This window comes from Spirosoma agri (assembly GCF_010747415.1).
Lineage (GTDB): Bacteria > Bacteroidota > Bacteroidia > Cytophagales > Spirosomataceae > Spirosoma > Spirosoma agri.
The window spans coordinates 2,391,046-2,411,662 of the sequence record NZ_JAAGNZ010000001.1; the positions used below are offsets into that span (position 1 = coordinate 2,391,046).

The window sequence follows — 20,617 nt, forward strand, 5'->3', positions numbered from 1 at the left end:
CGTGACGTATGGAAAACGCAGCGCTTATTTTTACTAATCAATGCTATCGTCGGTCATCCCGACGACAGAAAAAAACAATTCTACTCGCTTGGTAATCAATTCGTAAAAATTGAACCAGCTATAGCTCACATCTCGCTTAGTGAGCGTAAGCCGCTTCGGCTACTTCCATTAACCCGTCGGCATTTACGGCGGTCAGATGAACCGGTAATAGTTCGTTGATGAGCAACGGGTCGTATTTGGCGATAACACGGACGTAGTTTTCGGTAAAGCCCTGCATCAAGCCATCGGCAATGTCTTCTTCAAATAAAACCGTAGCGTCACGACCGACCTGCGAGTCATAAAAAGCCCGACGTTTCTTGTCCGACAGAATGTGAAGCATTTTCGACCGTTCGGCCCGTACGTGACCCGGCACTACGGGTTTGATCGAGAGCGCCGTCGTATTGGGCCGCTCGGAATAGGTGAAAACGTGCAGATAAGAAACGGGTAACTCATTCAGGAACATGTACGTTTCTTTAAACGCATCGTCCGTTTCGCCAGGATGACCTACAATCACATCGACACCAATGCAGGCATGGGGCATCAACTCCTTGATTTTCTGCACACGATCAGCGTAGAGTTCCCGCTTGTAGCGACGACGCATCAGGCTCAGAACGCGGTTACTACCCGATTGAAGGGGCACGTGAAAATGCGGTACAAACCGTTTTGATTGTGCCACAAAGGCAATGATTTCGTCGGTTAGGAGGTTTGGCTCGATGCTCGAAATCCGGAATCGTTCGATGCCTTCCACGTCGTCCAGCGCCTGTACCAGTTCAAAAAACGTTTCCTGCTTCTGACCATTCACCAAGCCAAAATCACCAATATTGACGCCTGTCAACACGATTTCCTTTACGCCCCGTTCAGCAATCTCACGGGCTGCTTTCACGACGTTGGCGACTGTGTCGGAGCGGCTTTTACCACGGGCCAGCGGAATGGTACAGTAAGCACACGGATAATCGCAGCCATCCTGCACTTTCAGGAACGTGCGCGTCCGGTCGTTGAGCGAGTAGGAAGCGTGGTAATCGATAACGTCTTCGATCGGTGAGTTGAACACCTGCGCCGGTTGACCCGCCGACACTTTTACAAACGTCGGCATGAGTTCATGCAACCGGAATTTTTCGGCGGCACCTAACACGGCATCGACACCCGGAATCTCCGAAATCTCTTTGGGTTTCAGCTGTGCGTAACAACCTAGGATCGCCACATAGCCTTCCGGATTGATTTTCTGCGCTTCGCGAACAATTTTCCGGCATTTCTTGTCGGCGTTGTCCGTCACGGAGCAGGTATTGATAATGAAAACGTCCGGCTGCTGGTTAAACTCCACCCGTTCGTACCCCTGCTGCTCCATTAAGCGGGCAAGCGTAGAGGTTTCGGAGAAGTTCAGCTTACAACCCAGTGTATAAAAGGCGACTTTTTTCACGATAAGTACTATTCGTAAAGAACCTCTCTTAACCGATCGTGACACAGCGGGTAGCCGTAGCGCGATCAAATCAGAGATGGCGTATTCAGCAAAATTACAAAAAAACAACGGGGTGGGTTCCGTATCGGTACGCGCAATGTTAGCCGATTGGTAAACGATCGGGTTCCGACCCATCGTTATCTTTCAAGAATACACCGGTCAGTTGCAGTCGAAAGGCCGAATCGATGAGCCACATAAGCTTGCTGACGGCCACATCAGGCGGTAATCCCTGATCGCGAATATTGGATAAACAGTTTCGGCGTTCGTCTGTCAGGCCGGGTTCGGGAGCGAAGGTAAGATAAGCACCCATGCTATCGGGTGAACTTAGTCCCGGTCGTTCACCGATCAAAATTAGGACCAGACGGGCCCGGAGTATATGCCCGATCGCGTCGGAAATGGCAACCCGACCCTGTTCGACCAGCGTTATTGGAGCAAGCGAATAGCCCGCCTTTCGGGCCGTTTCAACCAATTTATTGACTACTGAAGCGGCATACGTATTAACCGCAGTTGCCGAAAGTCCGTCGGCGATGATGATACTGATATCGGCAGCTGGGGCATTCGATTCGTGAAGCCGCTGGGCTGACTCCTCCGCCAGTAATCGCCCAAAATCGGGCCGTTGCAAATAAACATCCCGGTTAAGGGCCTGGCTACGGACCACGTAGATGGGGAGATCAGTCGAACGCAATGCCGCCTGTAAACCACTGACATCCAATTGCGAATAAACGGCATCTTTGGCGTGGGCGTGGGCGAGCTTAAACTGAAGTGACTCGCGAAGCGGAATCGAAACGCCCGTTCGGCCAAGCGCAATTCGGGCGGCTGTGTAGGCTTTCAGCGCTTGCCAGTCGTCCGTTTCGATCACGATGCGCTTTGGTTCGTTCATCCGCCGATCAACTCCGTGTAGAATTGCGTTTGTAGGCCCGTCGATAAGCGATTGCCCTGTGTATCCATAATATGCTGGCTGAGCAGCCACGCTTCAAATTCAGGGGCCGGACGCAGATTCAGCACCCGGCGCAGGTACAACGCATCGTGGAAAGACGTAGACTGGTAATTCAACATGATGTCGTCGGCGCCCGGAACGCCCATAATAAAGTTGATTCCGGCAACACCCAACAGGGTTAGGAGCGTGTCCATGTCGTCCTGGTCAGCCTGGGCGTGGTTGGTGTAGCAAATATCCATACCCATCGGCAAGCCCATCAGTTTACCGCAGAAATGATCTTCGAGCCCGGCCCGTATGATCTGCTTACCATCGAACAAATATTCGGGACCAATGAACCCAACGACGGAATTGACCAGAAACGGGGCATACTGGCGGGCTACCGCGTATGCACGCACTTCGCAGGTTTGCTGATCGACGCCGTGGTTTGCGTTGGAAGACAAGGCGCTACCCTGGCCGGTTTCAAAGTACATGAGGTTCTGACCAATCGTGCCTCGTTTTAGGGACAACCCCGCTTCGTGCGCTTCCTGCAAAATCGACAGATTGATACCGAAACTGGCGTTCGCCTTCTCCGTACCCGCAATCGACTGGAAAACCAGATCGACCGGCGCGCCCTGTTCGATCAGTTGCAGCGTCGTTGTCACGTGGCTTAACACACAACTCTGGGTTGGTATCGAAAAACGTTCCCGGATGCCGTCGATCATGTGTAGCAGGCGCGTAGTTGTTGCCGGACTGTCCGTTGCCGGATTGATCCCGATCATGGCATCCCCACTTCCGTAGAGCAGCCCATCGATCATACTGGCGGCTATGCCTTTGGCATCATCGACGGGGTGGTTGGGTTGCAATCGAACCGACAGATGTCCCCGAAGACCAACCGTATTCCGGAACCGGGTCACTACTTCGCACTTTTTTGCTACCAGTATCAAATCCTGATTACGCATCAGTTTCGATACCGCTGATACCATTTCCGGCGTCAGACCGGGCGTGATCTGCTGGATCGTTGGCCAATCAGCGTCGTCGCTCAGGAGCCAGTCGCGCAGATCGCCAACGGTAAAATGGCTGATTCGGGAAAACGCTTCTGCGTTGTGCGTATCGATGATCAGGCGGGTCACCTCATCGGATTCATACGGAATTACCACTTCACTCAGGAACGTTGGCAGGGGTACATCGGCTAGTACCAACTGGGCGGCAACGCGCTCTTCGTAACGCTCAGTCGCCAGACCCGCCAGCACATCCCCCGACCGTAACGGACTCGCTTTGGCCAGCAACTCTTTCAGATCCGCAAATTGGTACATAAATCCCCGGATGGTGCATTGATACGTCATGAGCGTTAGGTTAACCGTCAGATTTGCAGCAGTTCGCGGGGCTTGCGGTGTTTGCCGAAGGCGTAAAAGAGAACAATGATCACGACCAGTCCCGCGAAAAATAATAGACACAGCCACCCATAAAAATAGAGCATGGCCGCCAGCGTCACAAGGGCCAGGATGAGTGCAATGGCCGGAAAAACCGGATAAAAAGGGGCTTTGAAGGGCCGGGGCAGGGTCGGGTCACTCCGGCGTAGCTTGAACAGGGCTAACATACTGACGATGTATACGACGACAGCCCCAATGGTCGATAGAATGACCAGCTTGCTCGTATCGAGTAAAAAAAGCGCCAGAATCCCTAAAACGGCACCGACGAGCAACGCCCAGTACGGAACCTGCTGGCGGGGACTAACCTTGGATAGTACTGTCGGTAAATAACCACTGCGGGCCAGTGCAAAAATCTGTCTAGAATAACTGATAATAATACCGTGAAAGGAGGCAACCAGCCCGAACAGACCAACGCTGGCGAACAGCTTTGTCAACGGATTATCACGACCCAGGACCAGCGCAATGGATTCGGGTAAGGGATAGTCGAGGGAGGCCAGTTTCTCCCATTCGGCAATACCGCCAACGCAGATCATAACCGCTAACGCCAGTATTGTCAGCGTCAGCAGGGCCGAGATATACCCTTTGGCAATGGCGTTTTTTTCGTTCTTCACTTCTTCGGCTACCATCGCGACTCCTTCCAGACACACGTAAAGCCAGATCGCAAACGGCAGAGCCGCGAAGACGCCCGACCAGCCGAACGGCATAGGATTGTGCAGAAAGTTAGCTAGCTTGAACTCCGGTGCGACCACACCGATAAAGAGTAGAAGTTCGGCGATGGCCAGCAACGTCATGATCAGCGAGAACCAGGCGGCTTCTTTGATGCCGAGCAAATTGATCACGGTAAACAAAACGTACGACACCACCGACGCGACGATTACCGGAATGGAGGGATACAGAAAGTGCATGTAACTTCCCAGTGCCAGCGCAATGGCGGGTGTCGCAAACAGGAATTCAATCAGCGTGGCATAGCCAGCCACTAGTGCTCCCAACGGACCGAATGCTTTCAGCGCGTAGGCAAACGGTCCGCCCGCGTTGGGAATCGAGGTGGTTAGCTCGGTGAAGCTGAAAATAAACGTAAAGTAAAGCAGCGTAATCAGCAGCGTCGCGATTAGAAGCCCAACGGTGCCTGCTACGCCCCAGCCGTAATTCCAGCCGAAATATTCCCCGGATATGACCAGCCCAACACCAATCGCCCACAGGTGAACCGGTTTCAACGCTTTCTTTAGTCCAGGGTTTTCGTCGGTCATCGTGTAACTGGTTGCGTGCTATAATTCGATTGTAATCTACCAAACGCTAATTCTATTGACGTAGAACGTTCGGGAATCAGGATGGTATCAGGCGATTGTTTGGCCCATCAGTGGGTCGCTGTAGCCTGCTTTTCCCGTCTCCACACGCCCGGTGTACCGTTGTTCAAAGGACGCGAAACCACCGATCAAAACGCTGAAGTCGTACCAGTTATAACTGTTTTTCAGGTTCACCAGGATTATTGTTCGAGCCCCTTTCGTACCGGCTTTGTCCAGCGTCTTTTGCTCGCCTTTCGTGTGGTAGGCATTGTCTTTAAGCTGGACTGAATAGGCGCGTTGCGGATCGGTATTGTTGATTGTCACAAGTACGTTACCCGTAAACTGGTTTTTGAGATCGCGTTCATAAGCGCAGGAAATCGTAACGGGTGGGTTGCCTGCTTCGCCCTTAAACTCGCGCAGGAACCCATTGGGTCCGTACACGCGCAGGTGGTACGGAGCGTTGAGTGGCCAGGTATCACGCAGTTGGTCGCCGGGGGCAACGGTATAGGAACGAACGGCGGTATCGTTGTCCAGCATCTGATAAACCTGGAAAGGGGCGCCAGCCGCCTGTTTGCCAAAGACGTCGTTTTTGGCCGCCATCGTCAGCGTGAAGTGCTGGTCTGTGGTGTGACCATCGGCGTATAGTTCATAGGGCAGAGCGTTGGCCGGTCGAATCCCTTTCTCCTGACGGGGCAGGTGGGCCGAGTCTAGCGGATCGAGATTGATCTGTCGAATTTCGTCCGGCGAAAATGCCTTGTAACCCGTCGGGACGGGGTTGAACTGAGCTTTGTGAATTCCTTCGATAAAGGCATCTTTGGCAACAAAAGCGGGCAGCTTGATCTTGTCACCCTGGTAAGGCCGAAAAGCGGACGTGAGATCACCGCAAATGGTACGACGCCACGCGTTGATATTTGGCTCTTCGATTTTTTTGCCTGTTTTATGGCTCAGGAATTTTTCCAGAAACTGAAGCGTCGAGGTGTGGTCAAATACCTCTGAGCATACATAACCACCCCGGCTCCAGGGCGACGCGATCACCAGCGGCACCCGAAATCCGAGCCCGATCGGCCCCGATCGACCCGGATTCTTGCGTTTACTTTCCTGTTCTTGCGTAACAAATTCCAGCCGCGTATCGATGCCCTTGCTGGTCAAACCGGTTTCAGGCTGGTCAGGATGAGCCGGAACGAATGGCGGAACGTGGTCGAAATAGCCGTCGTTTTCATCGTAGGCGAGTATGAAAATGGTTTTCTTCCAGACGTCCGGGTTTTGGGTCAGGATGTCCATCACCTCCGAAATGTACCAGGCCCCGTACCAGGGCGCGGACGGGTGATCGGAGAAATTTTCGGGTGCGACCAGCCACGAAACGGTAGGTAGTTTTTTGTCCTTGACATCGGCCCGGAACTGGTGCAATACGTCCCCTTTGGGCACCTTGACCTCCCGTTTTGTCGCGCCATCCTGGTACGATAACGTAGACAGGGTATGGTAATCGGGGTCATTGACGTTGGTGGTAAACGCTTTTTCGCAGAGGTTCTTCTCCCGCTGCGACAGTTGACTGAATTTTTCTGGTGTATAGTTTACCAGATCAGCCTGAATAAGCTGCTGGAAATGCTGCTGATTGGCCAGATCGCTTTTTGTTCGGGCGTACTCCTTATCGCTTTCGGTCAGCGTTTTAAGCTTTGCTTCCAGCGCCTGAATTCGTTCGGGTATAACTTTCGCCTGCTGCTGAATGAATGGATAGTAAGTAGGATGGAACCGGACTTTATGCTGCGAAAACCATTCGATGGGGTTGTCGGTGAAATTACCCAGCCAGCCGTCTTCTTCACCCTGTAATCCGGTGGGCAGGCTGATCTCGTTCTGGTAAATCTTCCAGGAAATGCTCTGATCTTCTAGCCGTTCGGGAAAGGTGGTCCAGTTTACTTCTGCTTCATAATCCACGTTCTCGTTGCGGACATTGGCTATAGCAGCCGGATTGGTTGGATCGCGGAGCGTACCTGTCCAGAAAAACAGGCGGTTTGGGGTTGTACCCGTCAGGGACGAACAGAAATTCTGATCGCAGACGGTAAACGCATCGGCGAGGGCGTAGTAAAAGGGAAGGTCTTCCCGATTGTAGTACCCCAAAGTCAGGGGCATGTTGGCGTATTCCTTGTTGCCTGATTTTTTGGCATCCAGCCACCTGTCGAACTTACCGTCGTTACGCGCGTCCACCTGGTTCTCCCAGGAGTGGGGCAGCGAGCTCATCCAGGTGGCTTTCGTATCCCGCATGTTCAGCCGGAAGGGCGCGTAGGTTTCGTTGGCCGCGTTGGTCTGGAGCCAGACTTTGTTTTTGTTGGGCAAGTCGATGGCTCTGGGGTCATTGAAGCCCCGAACACCCTGAAGGCTTCCGTAGGTATGATCGAACGAGCGATTTTCCTGCATCAGAATAACCACATGTTCGGCATCCAGGTAGGTTGTGCCGGGTTGCGGATCAATGGCAAACGCTTTCTGGATGGAAGCGGGCAGCATCCCCGAAAATCCCGCAGCACTCGATAAAAGGGCTGCTTTCTTCAAAAACTCACGTCTGGAATCCATGGCGTTTGGGCTAGTGGCTGGCTAGACAGGCTGTGGTGTTTGCAAAAGCAACGGCCTGATAAGGCTATAAAAATAGTGAAAGCGAGCGGTAACTACCGTTTTTACACTGTTAAATGACTGTTATTTCGACAATCGCATCCGTTTATTAACTGTTCCCGCTAAACGCGGAGACGAGAGACCGGCTTGTTACGCCAGAAAATTCCAACGTATTCAGTTGCTGACGTATTGGTTCATTTCGCAAGTTGAAAAGGCCATTTTTCAGAGTTCATGAACGTAAAGACGCTATTTTTGACCCAGTTAAAAAATCCGTTAAAATGTGGTTGATTACTGTACCAAACGAATTTTTATTATAATATTTCCATAGAATCCGTAAGAAATATGGTGTAGATAGGGGTAAGCATTAATAATTTATTGTCAAGGCACTCTATATTTGCTGAAGTAACGTAACAAAACCCGTATTTCAATACAATCCACCTGTATACCATGGCAAAGTCGAAGTTAGAGTACATTTGGCTCGATGGCTACGAGCCCACTCAAAGCCTGCGTTCCAAAACTAAAATTGAAGCTGATTTTTCGGGTAGCCTCGAAGATTGCCCTATGTGGTCATTCGACGGATCGTCGACCGGACAAGCTGAAGGTGGTTCATCGGACTGCTTGCTGAAGCCCGTTTACGTCTGCCCTGATCCGCAGCGCAAGAATGCCTATCTGGTTATGTGTGAAGTATTGAATGCTGATGGCACACCGCACGTAACGAATGGCCGCGCTACCATCGAAGATGACGATAATGATTTCTGGTTTGGTTTCGAGCAGGAGTATTTCCTGTGGGATACCGCCATCGATAAGCCACTAGGTTTCCCCGAAGAAGGGTTCCCAACCCGTCCACAAGGACCGTATTACTGCTCAGTTGGTGCACAAAACGCATTTGGTCGTAACATCGTTGAAGAACACCTCGATGTGTGCCTCGATGCGGGTCTGAATGTAGAAGGGATCAATGCCGAAGTAGCTACGGGTCAGTGGGAATTCCAGATCTTCGCGAAAGGCGCGAAAGACGCTGGTGACCAGATTTGGGTAGCCCGTTACCTCTTGGAGCGCATCGGTGAGTCGTACGACGTAGCCATCAACTGGCATTGCAAACCGCTGGGCGCTACCGACTGGAACGGCTCGGGTATGCACGCAAACTTCTCGAATACGGCACTTCGTACATCGGGTAGCAAAGAAGTTTATGACAAAATCTGCCAGTCGTTCGCCCCTGCCGACGTCATCAAAGCACACATCGCGGTTTATGGTGCTGACAACGAGCAACGCCTGACTGGTAAACACGAAACGCAGTCGATCGACCAGTTCTCGTACGGTATCTCTGACCGGGGTGCTTCGATCCGTATCCCGATCGCTACGGTAGAACGCGGCTGGAAGGGCTGGCTCGAAGATCGTCGCCCGAATTCGGCTGCCGATCCATATAAAGTAGCAGCTGTCATTATCAAAACCGTTAAATCGGCGGAGGTACTGGAAGAGGCTTAGGGTTAATTTACTGGATTGAAGACGCGGGCAGAACGAAAGAATCGCCACTAAACCATCGATCCAGAACCGATAGAAAGCCCGACTGCGAAAGTAGTCGGGCTTTTTGTTGCTGCCCGTTGAAATATGACGGAAGCCATGTATGTTTGACAAACTTTCAACCCTAAACCACTCAAGTCAGTAATGTCAAATTTTCGCTTTAAGGCCCTTGAGATTGCACAAAGCCGTCAGGCTTTGCTGGTAGCTGCACCTACCGAGCGCGTTGCCGATTTCTTCGGCAGCAACACGTTCAACAATGAGGTGATGCGAACGCTTCTTTCGCCGGAAGCTTATCTTAAGGTGACGGAGGCCATCCAGACCAACGGGCAGATTGACCGGGCGATCGCCGATGAGGTAGCTGGAGCCATGAAGTCATGGGCAACCGCCAAAGGAGCAACCCACTATACCCACTGGTTTCAGCCGTTGACGGGTGAAACGGCGGAGAAACACGATGCGTTCTTCGATATTACGGTCGAGGGAAAAGCAATCGAAAAATTTAAAGGCGGAGCGCTGGTGCAGCAGGAACCCGATGCGTCGTCGTTTCCAAACGGAGGGTTGCGAAATACGTTCGAGGCACGGGGATACACCGGCTGGGACCCTTCGTCACCGGCTTTTCTGATGGACAACGGCGCTGGTGGCAAAACGCTCTGCATTCCGTCGGTCTTCATCGCCTACACCGGCGAAGCCCTTGATTATAAGACGCCACTGCTCAAAGCAATCAATGCCCTCGATAAAGCAGCCACGGCGGTTTGTCAGTACTTCGATCGGAACATTTCGAAGGTTACCCCAACGCTGGGACCGGAACAGGAATACTTCGTGGTAGACCGCGCCCTGTTCTACGCCCGTCCCGATCTCGTGCTGGCTGGCCGGACCGTATTTGGTCACGCACCCGCTCGCGGACAGCAGTTGGACGATCATTATTTCGGCTCGATTCCGCCACGGATTAACGCGTTCATGGTCGATTTTGAGTTCGAATCCATGAAGCTTGGTATGCCCGTCCGGACGAGACACAACGAAGTGGCACCGGGCCAGTTCGAGGTTGCTCCGACGTTCGAAGAGGTGAACCTGGCCGTTGATCACAACGCGCTGCTGATGGACCTGATGGACAAAATAGCGGAGAAACACAATCTGAAAGTGTTGTTCCACGAAAAACCATTTGCGGGTATCAACGGCAGCGGTAAGCACAACAACTGGTCGATGGGGACGAATACGGGCGTTAACCTGCTGGCTCCGAGTACAAAACCAAAAGAAAGCCTGCGATTTATCACCTTTCTGGTCAACGTTGTCAAAGCGGTTCACGACAACGCCGATATGTTGCGGGCCAGTATCGCATCCGCCGGTAACGAGTATCGCCTTGGTGCCAATGAAGCTCCTCCGGCCATCGTTTCTGTGTTTCTGGGTGAGTCTTTGACGCAGGCGCTCAACGATCTGGAGACTAAATCGGAGATCACGGTGAACAAGGGCGATAACGTTTATTACAAACTGGGTCTTAACCGAATTCCTAGCCTGATGCGCGACAATACCGACCGCAACCGAACCTCACCGTTTGCGTTTACGGGTAATAAGTTTGAATTCCGGGCGGTGGGTAGTTCGGCTAATTCGGCATCGACCATGACGGTGCTGAACGCGATCGTTGCCGACCAGCTGAACAAATTCAAAACCGATGTCGATGACCGGCTGGCGAAAGGGGAGAAGAAAGAATTGGCCATCGTGGATATTCTGAAAGAGTATTATGCCAACAGCAAGCGCATTCTCTTCGAAGGAAACGGCTACTCCGACGAATGGGTCGAGGAAGCGGCTAGTCGTGGCCTGTCAAATATCAAATCATCACCGGAGGCACTCCGGGTCTATATGCAGCCCGAATCGCTGGCGCTCTTCGAACGAACGGGTGTCATGAACCACGCGGAAGTGGAATCGCGCTACGAAATTGAACTTGAGAAGTACATCAAGAACGTGCAGATCGAATCGCGGGTGATGGGGGATCTGGCCATGAACCACGTTGTGTCGACCGCGCTCAAGTATCAGAATAATCTGGCCGGAACAGCCCGAAACCTGGTTGAGCTGGGGATGACCGCCGAAGCGGAACCCGTAAAGGCTATTCTGCGGGAAATTTCGACCCGCGTGATGGTCATTAAAAAAGGCGTTGAAGCCATGATCGATTCACGCAAAAAAGCGAATAACGTCACCGACACCGCCGAACGGGCCAAACTATACGCCACGGAGGTTAAGGGTCACTTCGATGGCATTCGCTATGAAGTGGACAAGCTGGAGGAGATTGTCGATGATGAAGACTGGCCACTGGTGAAGTACCGCGAGCTGTTGTTCGTGAAGTAGAATCGCGTAGGCGGCTTTGCGGGATTTAGCTGATTTGATTGACTGACTATGGTTTTGCTTACTGCTTCTTTGAAGCACTCTTTCCAACACAGCCACAGCCATATCAAATCAGCTAAATCCCGCAGGGCCGCTACGCGGTTTATAAGGTAGCAAAAATGGCTTCCATCATGAACGCATGTGTGCCCAGCCATCGTGCGGTTCCGTTCAGCTGGGTTATCTCGATAGTCAGATCGTTCCGAAAGTCGCTCAGACAGTATTTACTGATAGACTGTTCAATAGTGTTCAGGATAAAAGCGGCTGCTTTCGTCAGCACGCCATCGACAATGATCATTTCGGGATTGAACAGACTAATGGCAATGGCTAATCCTTTGCCCAGCTGAAAACCCGTTTCATGCAGCACATCAATGGCGTATGAATCGCCCTGATTGGCCGCCTGGATCAATTCATCGATGTCGATCTGCTCGACGCGGTCCCGAAAAACGGCCAGTTTAGACACCTGACCGTTCCCGATGTCTCGCTGCACACGCCGTACGAGCGCCGATGCCGACGTAACTGTGTTCAGACAGCCTATTTTGCCGCAATAGCACAGTTCGCCATCCGGGTCAATCTGAATGTGTCCAAGCTCACCGGCAAAGCCGCTGGTACCCTGAAAAACTTCGCCGTTCACGATGATTCCCAGACCAACACCCCAGTCAATATTGATCGCCAGTACCTGCTTTTTGCCCTTCGCACCGCCAAATCGGCTTTCGCCAAGGACCGTAGCTTTGGTATCGTTTATCAGGTACACGGGTACGTTGAGCTGGTCCGAAAACCACTGAGGAAGTGAAGCCGTCGACGGTCCCAGATTTTTGTAGGTCAGGTTTATTCCCCGCCGGGCATCGACCAAACCGGGCATTGATATGCCAACCGCTGTAATGTCGGCAGTCTTAATGCCTGACTCGGCCAGCGTCGCTGTATAATGATGAACGAGTGTCGTCAGAAAGGTCGGGTTATCTTCCAGGCGGAGATCGTAATCGCGACGAAAGACGATCTCGCGCGACGTGTTCATGACCAATAACTTGGTGTCGTGCGTGCTGACATCCAGAACGACCACATACCGATGACTCGTGTCCAGACCGAATAACGTGGGCCGACGCCCGTTGTTACCCATCGCCATACCGATAGACGTTACCCACTGATTATTAATCAAATCTTCGACCAGACTGGTCACGGAGGGTACGCTGCTGTGTACTAGTTTGGCTAGATTAGCCAGCGTGCAGGTTCCTTCGGCATAGAGGTGCGCCAGTATATCGCGCTGTTTTTGTTTTTTTTTGTAGTCCACAACGGACTGAGAAACGGTAGAATCTTCGTCAATAGAAATAGCTGGATACATGGTGGTAATACGAGGAAAAAGCTGCTCGATTAAACAACCGGACAGATGGCTTAGCCTGACACGGAAAGCCAATGTCTTTGCCGAGCTACTTAAAAGTAGCTTGTATTCACCGATAAATGGCCGAAGTTTTTAAAAAAATATATGAATTGAGCGAATTGTAGTAAAAAAATGAGGGTAATTAAGTCATCGGATCAGGTCGTGCTGTTCAGTCAGTTTGTCAGGAGCAGGCATCTTGACTGTTAACGTTTAGCCGGGTTGCTCACATCGCTTTTTTTACGTCGTACTGGCGCCCATACGTATAGCGTAACGAGACGCCAACGCCCCAGCCAGATCCGTTTGCTACAATGGTAGCCTGCTGTTGCGAGCCACGATTGACGGTATAGTCCAGATTGGATTTGAGCGCATTGCCAAGCCCCCAGTATTTACGGACATAGAAGCCTAGTTCCAGCCAGGAAGACAGTCGGGTTGCGTAGTCAATACCTAATTCGGCAATGCCCGTAACGTCGTTCAAGACGGTAGTTGTATTATTAAGCCGTAGCGTATCTATTCGGTTCCGACCGCGCTGGCTATAGCCGATCAGCTTGAAGTTGCCTGTCTCGCCGGTGCCATTGGGAATCAGCCAGGCCCCGCCAGTAAGCCAGAAACCGGTGCCATTCATTGCCTGTTTGCCAGCGCCAATTCGTCGTTTTATTCGGAGTGGAATGCCGTAACCGCTGTTCCTGTACGTAAAAACAAGCGGATCACTCGAATTGGCGATCGTGATATTGAGGTGGATCGGGGCTCTGCTATAGCCGGTTTCAATCGTCCACGCGTTTCGGTAGGTGTAACCAAGCAATGCGCTCCAGCTAGCTTTCGTCAGGGTCGCGTTGCTAACCAGTCCATTAAGTGAATTACTCAGTACGCTGCCATCGCTGCGAAAACCGCTTTCAGCCCCCACATACCATGTTTGCACTTCGCTGAGTTGGCTCAGAAGCGCCTGCCGGCTGGTGGCTTTTCGGTCACGTTTCACTTGCCGGGGGCTGGGATTCATATCTGGGTCTTCCCGAATGACCCGTTCCCGCACGACAGGTGGAGGGGCGTAATAAGTTGTATCGATCACGACTTCCTGTGCCTGAGCCGATACCGTCAGGATAAGCAGAAGAAAAAGAAGCGACATGTGTTTCATACCAGAGCAGTTTAGCTCTATAGCAAATAGAGGTCTAGTGCCGTTACGCAGCGTTGACGAGCGATGTTGCGTTTACCTACGATTGATTATACAATTTCAGTATCGGGTCATTGATTGTCCGGCCCGCATCAGACAGTAAAAAGGCAATTGTCTGGCTGATGGCCTCCGGCGTAATCCAGGTAGCCGGGTCAGCATCGGGCATGGCCTGTCGGTTGACGGGCGTGTCGATGGTACTGGGCACAATGACACTGGCCGAAATGTGTTTACCTTTTCCCTGCGCATTGACCAGAGTAGCCAGTTCAAAAATCAGGGATTTGCTGATGGCGTAGGCGAACAGATCTTTACCCACATTGGGTTCGAGTGCCGGACGCGCCCCCACGAAAATAAATTGTCCTCGGCCCTTGGCCTCAAACGATGCCAATAGCGGTTTAACGATGGTGAATGCGGTTAAAAAGTTGAGCCGATACATGTTGTCGAGCGTTTCTACGTCGGTTTCGTGAAGACTACCCGCCGTAAAGCCGCCAACCAGCAGAGCCGCAGCGTGAACGGACTTATTCGAAATCGTACTCATAAAATTGGCCACGTCGCCGGAATCCAGCAGATTGACAACGTAACTCTCCACATTGGGCAGATGATCGAACATGCCGAGGTTTTTGGCTGAACCCAGTACAGCTAGTACATGATAGCCATTGCTGTGTAATTCGTTTACGAGGCTGATTCCCAGATTGCCAGAGGCCCCTGTTACAAGTATGGATTTCATCGGATTATGGTCGTAATGGAAAGGCTGAATGAGGTTGTTTTCGGACGGAGTAGAACGTGTGTTCTTGCATCGGCAAGCTACGAGTTTTTGGCTAGTAAGCGGCTGTATAGTAGTCCGGCTGTTCGTATAAATTGAGCAAGAATGACCACGTAAGTGCCGTCGGATCAACGAGATGGTTCGAGTAAAACGTCCCGCCCAAAACAAGTACGGGGAGGGGGCGTTATGTCCTTAGATTGCAATAGTCGTTATACATTGTTCATTATCCATTAGCTTTGCTGCATGGCAACATACAAGAATGAGGGATTCAATCCCGAGGAAATAAACGCGCTCAAAGAAGAGTGTCAGCAGGAAGGTAAATCATTTGTTTACGTTGAAGACGACGATCTTGACGTACTGGAATCGGGCGAATGCGTCCATATTCAGTTTCCCGGCGAATACCAGGGGCAGGAAGTGATCTTCGATGCACTGGTCTACACACTGCGTCTGCATCATAGCAGTCTGGTCTATGAAATGGCGGTAGAACAGGTGCAGAAAACGTTCCCCGAGTATGTACCCCCCGAAGACCGGAAGCCAAATTACAAGATCACACCCGAACTGGAGGAAGAAGCGGAAACGGCCCTGACGGAAATCATCGACGAGATCGAAGAAACGGAGACCGTAAAGGTACAGGAGCACGTAGAAGTGGACAATGAATTCGATTACGGCATCAGTCTTGACATCTGTCTGAATGTAGAGGAAGTTACGGACGAAGTGATCGAAAACTTTATTCGAAATTTTAAAGCTAATTCCCTGAACTTAGATAATACTCTGTACTCGTTCACGAGCGACGAGGAAGCTTAAGAAAAGCGTCTGGTGCACGAGTTTTAGCATCAACAGGCTGATCCGTAAACCAGAATGCATACCTGGAGATTGATGTTCTCCGGCATGAACATCGACTAAGTAACCCGCGAGCTGAGTACCGCTATCAACACGGCTATTCAGCTCGCGGGGTTTATAAACCGCTGCTGATGAACAGCGTAGCAGCAACCCGCCAGCGAATCTGTCGTGTAGGGTCGCTTATTTTTGCAGCCTATGCATTTATTCTATCAGGCCCAACCGGTCACCTACCTCACCGAAGACGATTCCCGTCATGCGATCAGAACACTACGGCTGGGCGTCGGTGATACCATTGCTGTAACGGATGGGCACGGAAATCGACATTCAGCCGTTATCAGTCAGGTCGATAATCGACGGTGCTCGTTCCGAATTGTCGATACACAAATGACGGCTCCGCGCCCGTTCTCGATCCGGATTTGCGTGGCTCCCACAAAAAATATAGACCGGATTGAGTGGTTTGTTGAAAAAGCTGTCGAAATTGGTATTGAACGGATCAGTTTCTTTATTGGCCAGCATTCTGAACGACGAATGTTGAAGTTGGAACGGTTAGAGAAAATTGCCGTTGCGGCCATGAAACAGTCGTTGCAGTCGTATCTGCCTCAACTGGATGAGATCGTTTCGTTTAGCGATCTCATAAAAGAAGGCATTGATGATCAGCGGTTTATTGCGCATCTGCCGGAACATGGACCAGTGCTGAACCTAGCTAAAGGGGCTTCACCGGGTGGTCGGTATATGGTTTTGATTGGGCCGGAAGGCGATTTTTCGGAGAAGGAAATTCAACAGGCTAACGATGCCGGTTTTCAGATGGTGACGCTCGGGTCTAACCGGCTGCGTACCGAAACAGCCGCTCTGACAGCCTGTCAGTTATTAACGTTTATAAATACATGAAAAAGGGACTGTTGGCCTTCATTGTCATTTTTTGTTCATCGATTTTCGGTGCGCAAGCTCAGTATGGCTATAAAATTGCCAAGTTGAAGTACAACGGCGGGGGCGACTGGTACGCCAACAAAACGTCGCTGCCCAACCTGATCAAGTTTGCCAATGCCAACCTGCGGATGAATATTTTTCCGGAAGAGGATATTGTTGAACCCGGCAGTCCGGACCTGTTTGGCTATCCGTTCGTTCACATGACAGGGCACGGCAACGTTACGTTCAGCGACGCTGATGTGCAAAACATACGGCGATACCTGATCTCTGGCGGTTTTCTGCACATTGATGACAACTATGGGCTGGACAAATTTATCCGGCGTGAGATGAAAAAGGTGTTTCCTGAACTCTCGTTTGTCGAGTTGCCATTCAATCACCCGGTTTACCAGCAGAAGTTCAAATTTGCCGGTGGGCTGCCCAAAGTACACGAGCATGACGGTAAAGCACCACAGGGTTTCGGCCTGATCTACCAGGGGCGTCTGATCTGTTTTTACAGTTATGAGTGCGACTTGGGTAATGGCTGGGAGGATCAGAGCGTTTACAACGATCCCGAACCCATGCGGCAACAGGCACTGCGGATGGGCGCCAACCTGCTGCAATATGCCACCACAACGAATTAACGGTTCGTACATGGGTAAATGAGGCAACGGGTTTGCTACTTAACCAAGCAACTGGACGCTGTATTGGCCTTGTTTAGTGCTTTAATAGCCCTGCGCTGGCAAATAAATTAAAGTATTATTTGGAGAAGGCAAGCCAAAACGGTTTAAATTTCGTTAGTTTTGTAGGAGTATTTTTATGTTGCTCGGTTGTTCACCCTCTAATTAGTTATCATTGTGATTGTACTGGCCGCATTCATCGGACATTGGTACCTGTCCTTGTTCTGCCAAACGTTCTTTCTGCACCGCTATTCAGCCCACAAGATGTTCTCGATGAGCAAATTCTGGGAGCGGTTTTTCTATGCTTTAACCTACGTATCACAAGGCTCGTCGTACTTGAGCCCACGGGCTTACGCTGTATTGCACCGGATGCACCATGCGTTCAGCGACACGCCAAGAGATCCTCATTCTCCGCATCACACCAAGAATATTTTTACGATGATGTGGAAGACGAAAGACATTTATAATGCCGTCTTGCATCGTAAGCAGGCCATTGAAAAACAATTTGATCGGAACTATCCTGAGTGGAGTTTTATCGAAAAAGTAGGTGACTCGTGGATATCACGGGCAGGTTGGGCCGTATTTTACAGCCTGTTCTACATATTCGCTTTCATTTATCTGGATATGCACTGGGCGTTCTTCTTCCTGTTGCCTGTTCACTTCGTAATGGGACCCGTACACGGTGCGATCATCAACTGGAGCGGTCATAAGTACGGTTACTCGAACTTTGATAATCAGGATGAGTCGAAAAACTCATTGATCCTGGATGTGGTCATGATGGGCGAGCTGTTCCAGAACAACCACCACAAACGTCCGAACGCGGCCAACTTCGGTGCCAAATGGTTTGAGTTTGATCCAACGTATCCGGTAATTACCGTCCTGCATAAATTGCACATTGTTCGTTTAAGACCCTCTGCCGAAAGCAAGAAGGCGCAGCTTGAGGTTGGGCATGATCGCCGGGTTGAGGAAAAGAACGAGAAGGTCGAAGCCTAAATAGAGAGTTTATCAAGATGAAAAAGCCCCGATGTCGGGGCTTTTTTCGTTTAGTAGCGCTGGTGGAAACCCGCATATCAATGAAACACGGGTTTCTGCCCGCGCTACATTACAACAACACGTTGGCAATATCCTGCCAGGATTTGACGCGCTTGAATTGCTGATCATCCCGGTTATGTAGGGCATCGAAAAGCAACCCTTCACCCTGAAACGTAAGCAGGTTACGCGGTAAATCATCAATCAGAAAGTCCGTGTTCAGAACGCTTTTATCCCCCAAGAATACGTAGTTGCGCCATGATATGGCCGGGAAGTGTTCGCCTAGCCAGTCCCATTTTTCCCGGAGTGAATTGGGGAATTCCTGAGCCGCTGTCGCGATAAAAATATCGTACTTGTTCATGAGATCGGCGATGACATCTTGCGCGCCTTCCATCACCGGAATGTCCCGGAAGAAGCCAATTTCATATACCCGTTCCGAAATGGCCTTGTATTCGTGTTCGTCGAACAGTTCGTGGAACGACTTCTCTTTTAGTTCTTCATACGTATACCGGGGCATGTCGCCTTCCAGATACAGTTGAATGAACTTGGCGTGCGTGTCAGCCATGACATCATCCATGTCAATTGCAATGCGTTGTTTCATATACTTGTCAGAACCCGGATTTATGGGATTTATCTGACTGACAATGATTTTACTGTTTGCTTTCAATGAAAGCTATTCCCAACGAAATCATAATTAGTCAATCAAATCCCATAAATCCGGGTTAGATTTTACGGGTTGTATCGAATTGTTCCAGGTAATCGCCCACACGCCGGACGAACTGACCGCCCAGTGATCCATCGACAACGCGGTGGTCGTACGAATGGGATAAAAACATCAACTGCCGTATACCGATAAAATCGCCCTGGGGCGTTTCGATAACGGCTGGTTTCTTAATGATGGCACCGAATGCCATGATCGCTACTTGAGGCTGCACAATAATGGGCGTTCCCATCAGATTACCGAATGTGCCAATGTTCGAGATCGTGTAAGTGCCGCCAGCCAGATCGTCGGCGGTGAGTTTGTTCTCGCGGGCGCGTTTGGTTAGATCATTCACTTTTTTCGTTAAGCCAACGAGGTTATATTGCTCGGCATCGTGAATGACCGGTACGATCAGGTTACCATTGGGCAGCGCAACCGCCATTCCGATATTAACCGACTTTTTTACCAGAATCGAATCTCCTTCGACAGAGACATTGATCATTGGGAAGTCTTTGATGGCTTTAACGATCGCTTCGACCAGAATGGGCGTATAAGTCAGATTTTCGCCGGTCTGTCTCTTGAAGTCGTCCTTCATGCGGTTTCGCCACTCGACGACCGGTGTCATATCGGCTTCAACGAACGAGCTGACGTGTGGCGAAATCTGCTTGGACTCCACCATCCGTTGCGCAATCATTTTTCGCATCCGATCCATCTGAATGATATCCGATTGTCCATTGACTGAACTGCCGGACTTACCATTGACCGGGGCGGGTGGTTGCGGTGCAGCAGGCCGTGACGATGGTGCTTCCGGGGGGGCTAGAGTAGCCTTGACAACCGGAGCCGCCTGAGGCAATCGGCCCTCGGATCGGTCAATCACATAGGCCAGAATATCTTTCTTCGTCAGGCGATTCTCGACACCCGATCCGACAATACGGTCAAGCTCATCGCGCGAGACGCTTTCTTCTTTCGCGATATTCAGAACCAGCGGTGAATAAAACCGGTCGGTGAAGATCGTCTGATTGTCGGCCAGTGCTGTTGGTGAAGCGGCTACCGCTTTTTCCGGAACCGCAGCCCGGCTACTCATGGCTGCAATACTGGTTTCTAGTTCGCGGGCCGACTCTGTCACTTCGGTATCTTCTCCCTCTGTTTCAGCCGGCACGTTGGCGACATCGCCGATGCCCACGGGCGATTGATCGGCCGCTGCCTTCGGCCCGTCCGGAACCGGCTGGGTTTCAATTAAACCTGTTTCGTCGGTTTCGATGCGGGCAATGGGAGCGCCAACCGCTACCACATCACCATCGTTCACCAACAATTCTTTCAGAATACCGTTTTCCGGTGCAGGAACCTCCGTATCTACTTTATCAGTAGCGACTTCCAACACCGATTCGTCGGCTTCGATACGATCACCGGGTTGTTTGAGCCACCCAATTATCGTACATTCCATTATACTTTCGCCCATTTTGGGCATGACCATGTCGATGAGAGCCATGTGTTTTTAACTGATGAATGACGAATAATGAGTTCTGACGAACGAGCCACCCGGCTGATGGTTCAA

General features: G+C 51.0%; 16 protein-coding genes. 6 read left to right on the plus strand and 10 right to left on the minus strand.

Going from position 1 to position 20,617, the window contains the following annotated elements; genetic code table 11:
- Positions 1–136: 136 nt before the first annotated feature.
- From mtaB to GK091_RS09895, 5 genes are all read right to left on the minus strand, one after another.
- Complete coding sequence (gene mtaB, locus GK091_RS09875; protein ID WP_164036847.1) at positions 137–1,456, minus strand: tRNA (N(6)-L-threonylcarbamoyladenosine(37)-C(2))-methylthiotransferase MtaB; 1,320 nt, start codon at positions 1,454–1,456, stop codon at positions 137–139.
- A gap of 139 nt (positions 1,457–1,595) precedes the next feature.
- Positions 1,596–2,375 (minus strand): ethanolamine ammonia-lyase subunit EutC, encoded by a 780-nt coding sequence (eutC, locus tag GK091_RS09880; protein ID WP_164036849.1) that lies wholly within the window; start codon positions 2,373–2,375, stop codon positions 1,596–1,598.
- The gene (locus tag GK091_RS09885) at positions 2,372–3,754 is read right to left on the minus strand and encodes an ethanolamine ammonia-lyase subunit EutB (RefSeq protein ID WP_164036851.1); all 1,383 of its coding nucleotides are present in this window, start codon (positions 3,752–3,754) and stop codon (positions 2,372–2,374) included. Before GK091_RS09885 ends, eutC begins: the two co-directional genes overlap by 4 nt.
- A gap of 17 nt (positions 3,755–3,771) precedes the next feature.
- Positions 3,772–5,088 carry an ethanolamine permease gene (eat, locus tag GK091_RS09890; RefSeq protein WP_164036854.1) on the minus strand — a complete coding sequence of 439 codons (1,317 nt, stop codon included), beginning with the start codon at positions 5,086–5,088 and terminating at the stop codon, positions 3,772–3,774.
- 87 nt (positions 5,089–5,175) lie between these two features.
- Positions 5,176–7,689 (minus strand): phosphocholine-specific phospholipase C, encoded by a 2,514-nt coding sequence (locus GK091_RS09895; RefSeq protein ID WP_164036856.1) that lies wholly within the window; start codon positions 7,687–7,689, stop codon positions 5,176–5,178.
- A 483-nt stretch (positions 7,690–8,172) separates the two neighbouring features.
- Between GK091_RS09895 and GK091_RS09900 the strand changes: the two genes are divergently transcribed.
- Positions 8,173–9,207 (plus strand): glutamine synthetase beta-grasp domain-containing protein, encoded by a 1,035-nt coding sequence (locus GK091_RS09900; RefSeq protein ID WP_164036859.1) that lies wholly within the window; start codon positions 8,173–8,175, stop codon positions 9,205–9,207.
- A gap of 180 nt (positions 9,208–9,387) precedes the next feature.
- Positions 9,388–11,577 (plus strand): glutamine synthetase III family protein, encoded by a 2,190-nt coding sequence (locus tag GK091_RS09905; RefSeq protein WP_164036860.1) that lies wholly within the window; start codon positions 9,388–9,390, stop codon positions 11,575–11,577.
- A 139-nt stretch (positions 11,578–11,716) separates the two neighbouring features.
- Here GK091_RS09905 and GK091_RS09910 read toward each other — a convergent pair whose 3' ends face one another.
- The 3 genes from GK091_RS09910 to GK091_RS09920 all read right to left on the minus strand — a co-directional run bounded on the left by GK091_RS09910 (position 11,717) and on the right by GK091_RS09920 (position 14,874).
- Positions 11,717–12,949, minus strand: coding sequence for an ROK family transcriptional regulator (locus GK091_RS09910; protein ID WP_164036863.1), 1,233 nt, complete (start codon positions 12,947–12,949; stop codon positions 11,717–11,719).
- A 259-nt stretch (positions 12,950–13,208) separates the two neighbouring features.
- Positions 13,209–14,105 (minus strand): hypothetical protein, encoded by an 897-nt coding sequence (locus tag GK091_RS09915; protein WP_246202188.1) that lies wholly within the window; start codon positions 14,103–14,105, stop codon positions 13,209–13,211.
- A gap of 85 nt (positions 14,106–14,190) precedes the next feature.
- On the minus strand, positions 14,191–14,874 hold the full coding sequence (locus GK091_RS09920) for an SDR family NAD(P)-dependent oxidoreductase (protein ID WP_164036867.1): 684 nt from the start codon (positions 14,872–14,874) through the stop codon (positions 14,191–14,193).
- Between the two features lie 279 nt (positions 14,875–15,153).
- On the opposite strand from GK091_RS09920, the gene GK091_RS09925 reads away from it, so the two are divergent.
- From GK091_RS09925 to GK091_RS09940, 4 genes are all read left to right on the plus strand, one after another.
- Positions 15,154–15,714, plus strand: a complete 561-nt coding sequence (locus GK091_RS09925) for a hypothetical protein (RefSeq protein WP_164036869.1) — start codon at positions 15,154–15,156, stop codon at positions 15,712–15,714.
- Positions 15,715–15,945: 231 nt separating this feature from the next.
- Positions 15,946–16,638 (plus strand): 16S rRNA (uracil(1498)-N(3))-methyltransferase, encoded by a 693-nt coding sequence (locus GK091_RS09930; RefSeq protein WP_164036871.1) that lies wholly within the window; start codon positions 15,946–15,948, stop codon positions 16,636–16,638.
- Complete coding sequence (locus GK091_RS09935) at positions 16,635–17,297, plus strand: DUF4159 domain-containing protein (RefSeq protein WP_164036873.1); 663 nt, start codon at positions 16,635–16,637, stop codon at positions 17,295–17,297. Before GK091_RS09930 ends, GK091_RS09935 begins: the two co-directional genes overlap by 4 nt.
- Before the next feature lie 213 nt (positions 17,298–17,510).
- The gene (locus GK091_RS09940; protein WP_164036875.1) at positions 17,511–18,326 is read left to right on the plus strand and encodes an acyl-CoA desaturase; all 816 of its coding nucleotides are present in this window, start codon (positions 17,511–17,513) and stop codon (positions 18,324–18,326) included.
- 109 nt (positions 18,327–18,435) lie between these two features.
- Here GK091_RS09940 and GK091_RS09945 read toward each other — a convergent pair whose 3' ends face one another.
- Complete coding sequence (locus GK091_RS09945; RefSeq protein ID WP_164036877.1) at positions 18,436–18,963, minus strand: 5' nucleotidase, NT5C type; 528 nt, start codon at positions 18,961–18,963, stop codon at positions 18,436–18,438.
- A gap of 121 nt (positions 18,964–19,084) precedes the next feature.
- Positions 19,085–20,551, minus strand: coding sequence for a dihydrolipoamide acetyltransferase family protein (locus GK091_RS09950; RefSeq protein WP_164036879.1), 1,467 nt, complete (start codon positions 20,549–20,551; stop codon positions 19,085–19,087).
- Between the last annotated feature and the right edge of the window lie 66 nt (positions 20,552–20,617).

What these genes read in the sequence shown, in the direction of transcription:
- GK091_RS09910 (WP_164036863.1), bottom strand. Translation starts at nt 12,949, where the DNA reads ATGTATCCAGCTATTTCTATTGACGAAGATTCTACCGTTTCTCAGTCC.
- GK091_RS09930 (WP_164036871.1), top strand. Translation starts at nt 15,946, where the DNA reads ATGCATTTATTCTATCAGGCCCAACCGGTCACCTACCTCACCGAAGAC.
- eat (WP_164036854.1), bottom strand. Translation starts at nt 5,088, where the DNA reads ATGACCGACGAAAACCCTGGACTAAAGAAAGCGTTGAAACCGGTTCAC.
- GK091_RS09905 (WP_164036860.1), top strand. Translation starts at nt 9,388, where the DNA reads ATGTCAAATTTTCGCTTTAAGGCCCTTGAGATTGCACAAAGCCGTCAG.
- GK091_RS09935 (WP_164036873.1), top strand. Translation starts at nt 16,635, where the DNA reads ATGAAAAAGGGACTGTTGGCCTTCATTGTCATTTTTTGTTCATCGATT.
- GK091_RS09895 (WP_164036856.1), bottom strand. Translation starts at nt 7,689, where the DNA reads ATGGATTCCAGACGTGAGTTTTTGAAGAAAGCAGCCCTTTTATCGAGT.
- GK091_RS09900 (WP_164036859.1), top strand. Translation starts at nt 8,173, where the DNA reads ATGGCAAAGTCGAAGTTAGAGTACATTTGGCTCGATGGCTACGAGCCC.
- GK091_RS09915 (WP_246202188.1), bottom strand. Translation starts at nt 14,105, where the DNA reads ATGTCGCTTCTTTTTCTTCTGCTTATCCTGACGGTATCGGCTCAGGCA.
- GK091_RS09945 (WP_164036877.1), bottom strand. Translation starts at nt 18,963, where the DNA reads ATGAAACAACGCATTGCAATTGACATGGATGATGTCATGGCTGACACG.
- GK091_RS09950 (WP_164036879.1), bottom strand. Translation starts at nt 20,551, where the DNA reads ATGGCTCTCATCGACATGGTCATGCCCAAAATGGGCGAAAGTATAATG.
- eutC (WP_164036849.1), bottom strand. Translation starts at nt 2,375, where the DNA reads ATGAACGAACCAAAGCGCATCGTGATCGAAACGGACGACTGGCAAGCG.
- GK091_RS09920 (WP_164036867.1), bottom strand. Translation starts at nt 14,874, where the DNA reads ATGAAATCCATACTTGTAACAGGGGCCTCTGGCAATCTGGGAATCAGC.
- GK091_RS09885 (WP_164036851.1), bottom strand. Translation starts at nt 3,754, where the DNA reads ATGACGTATCAATGCACCATCCGGGGATTTATGTACCAATTTGCGGAT.
- GK091_RS09925 (WP_164036869.1), top strand. Translation starts at nt 15,154, where the DNA reads ATGGCAACATACAAGAATGAGGGATTCAATCCCGAGGAAATAAACGCG.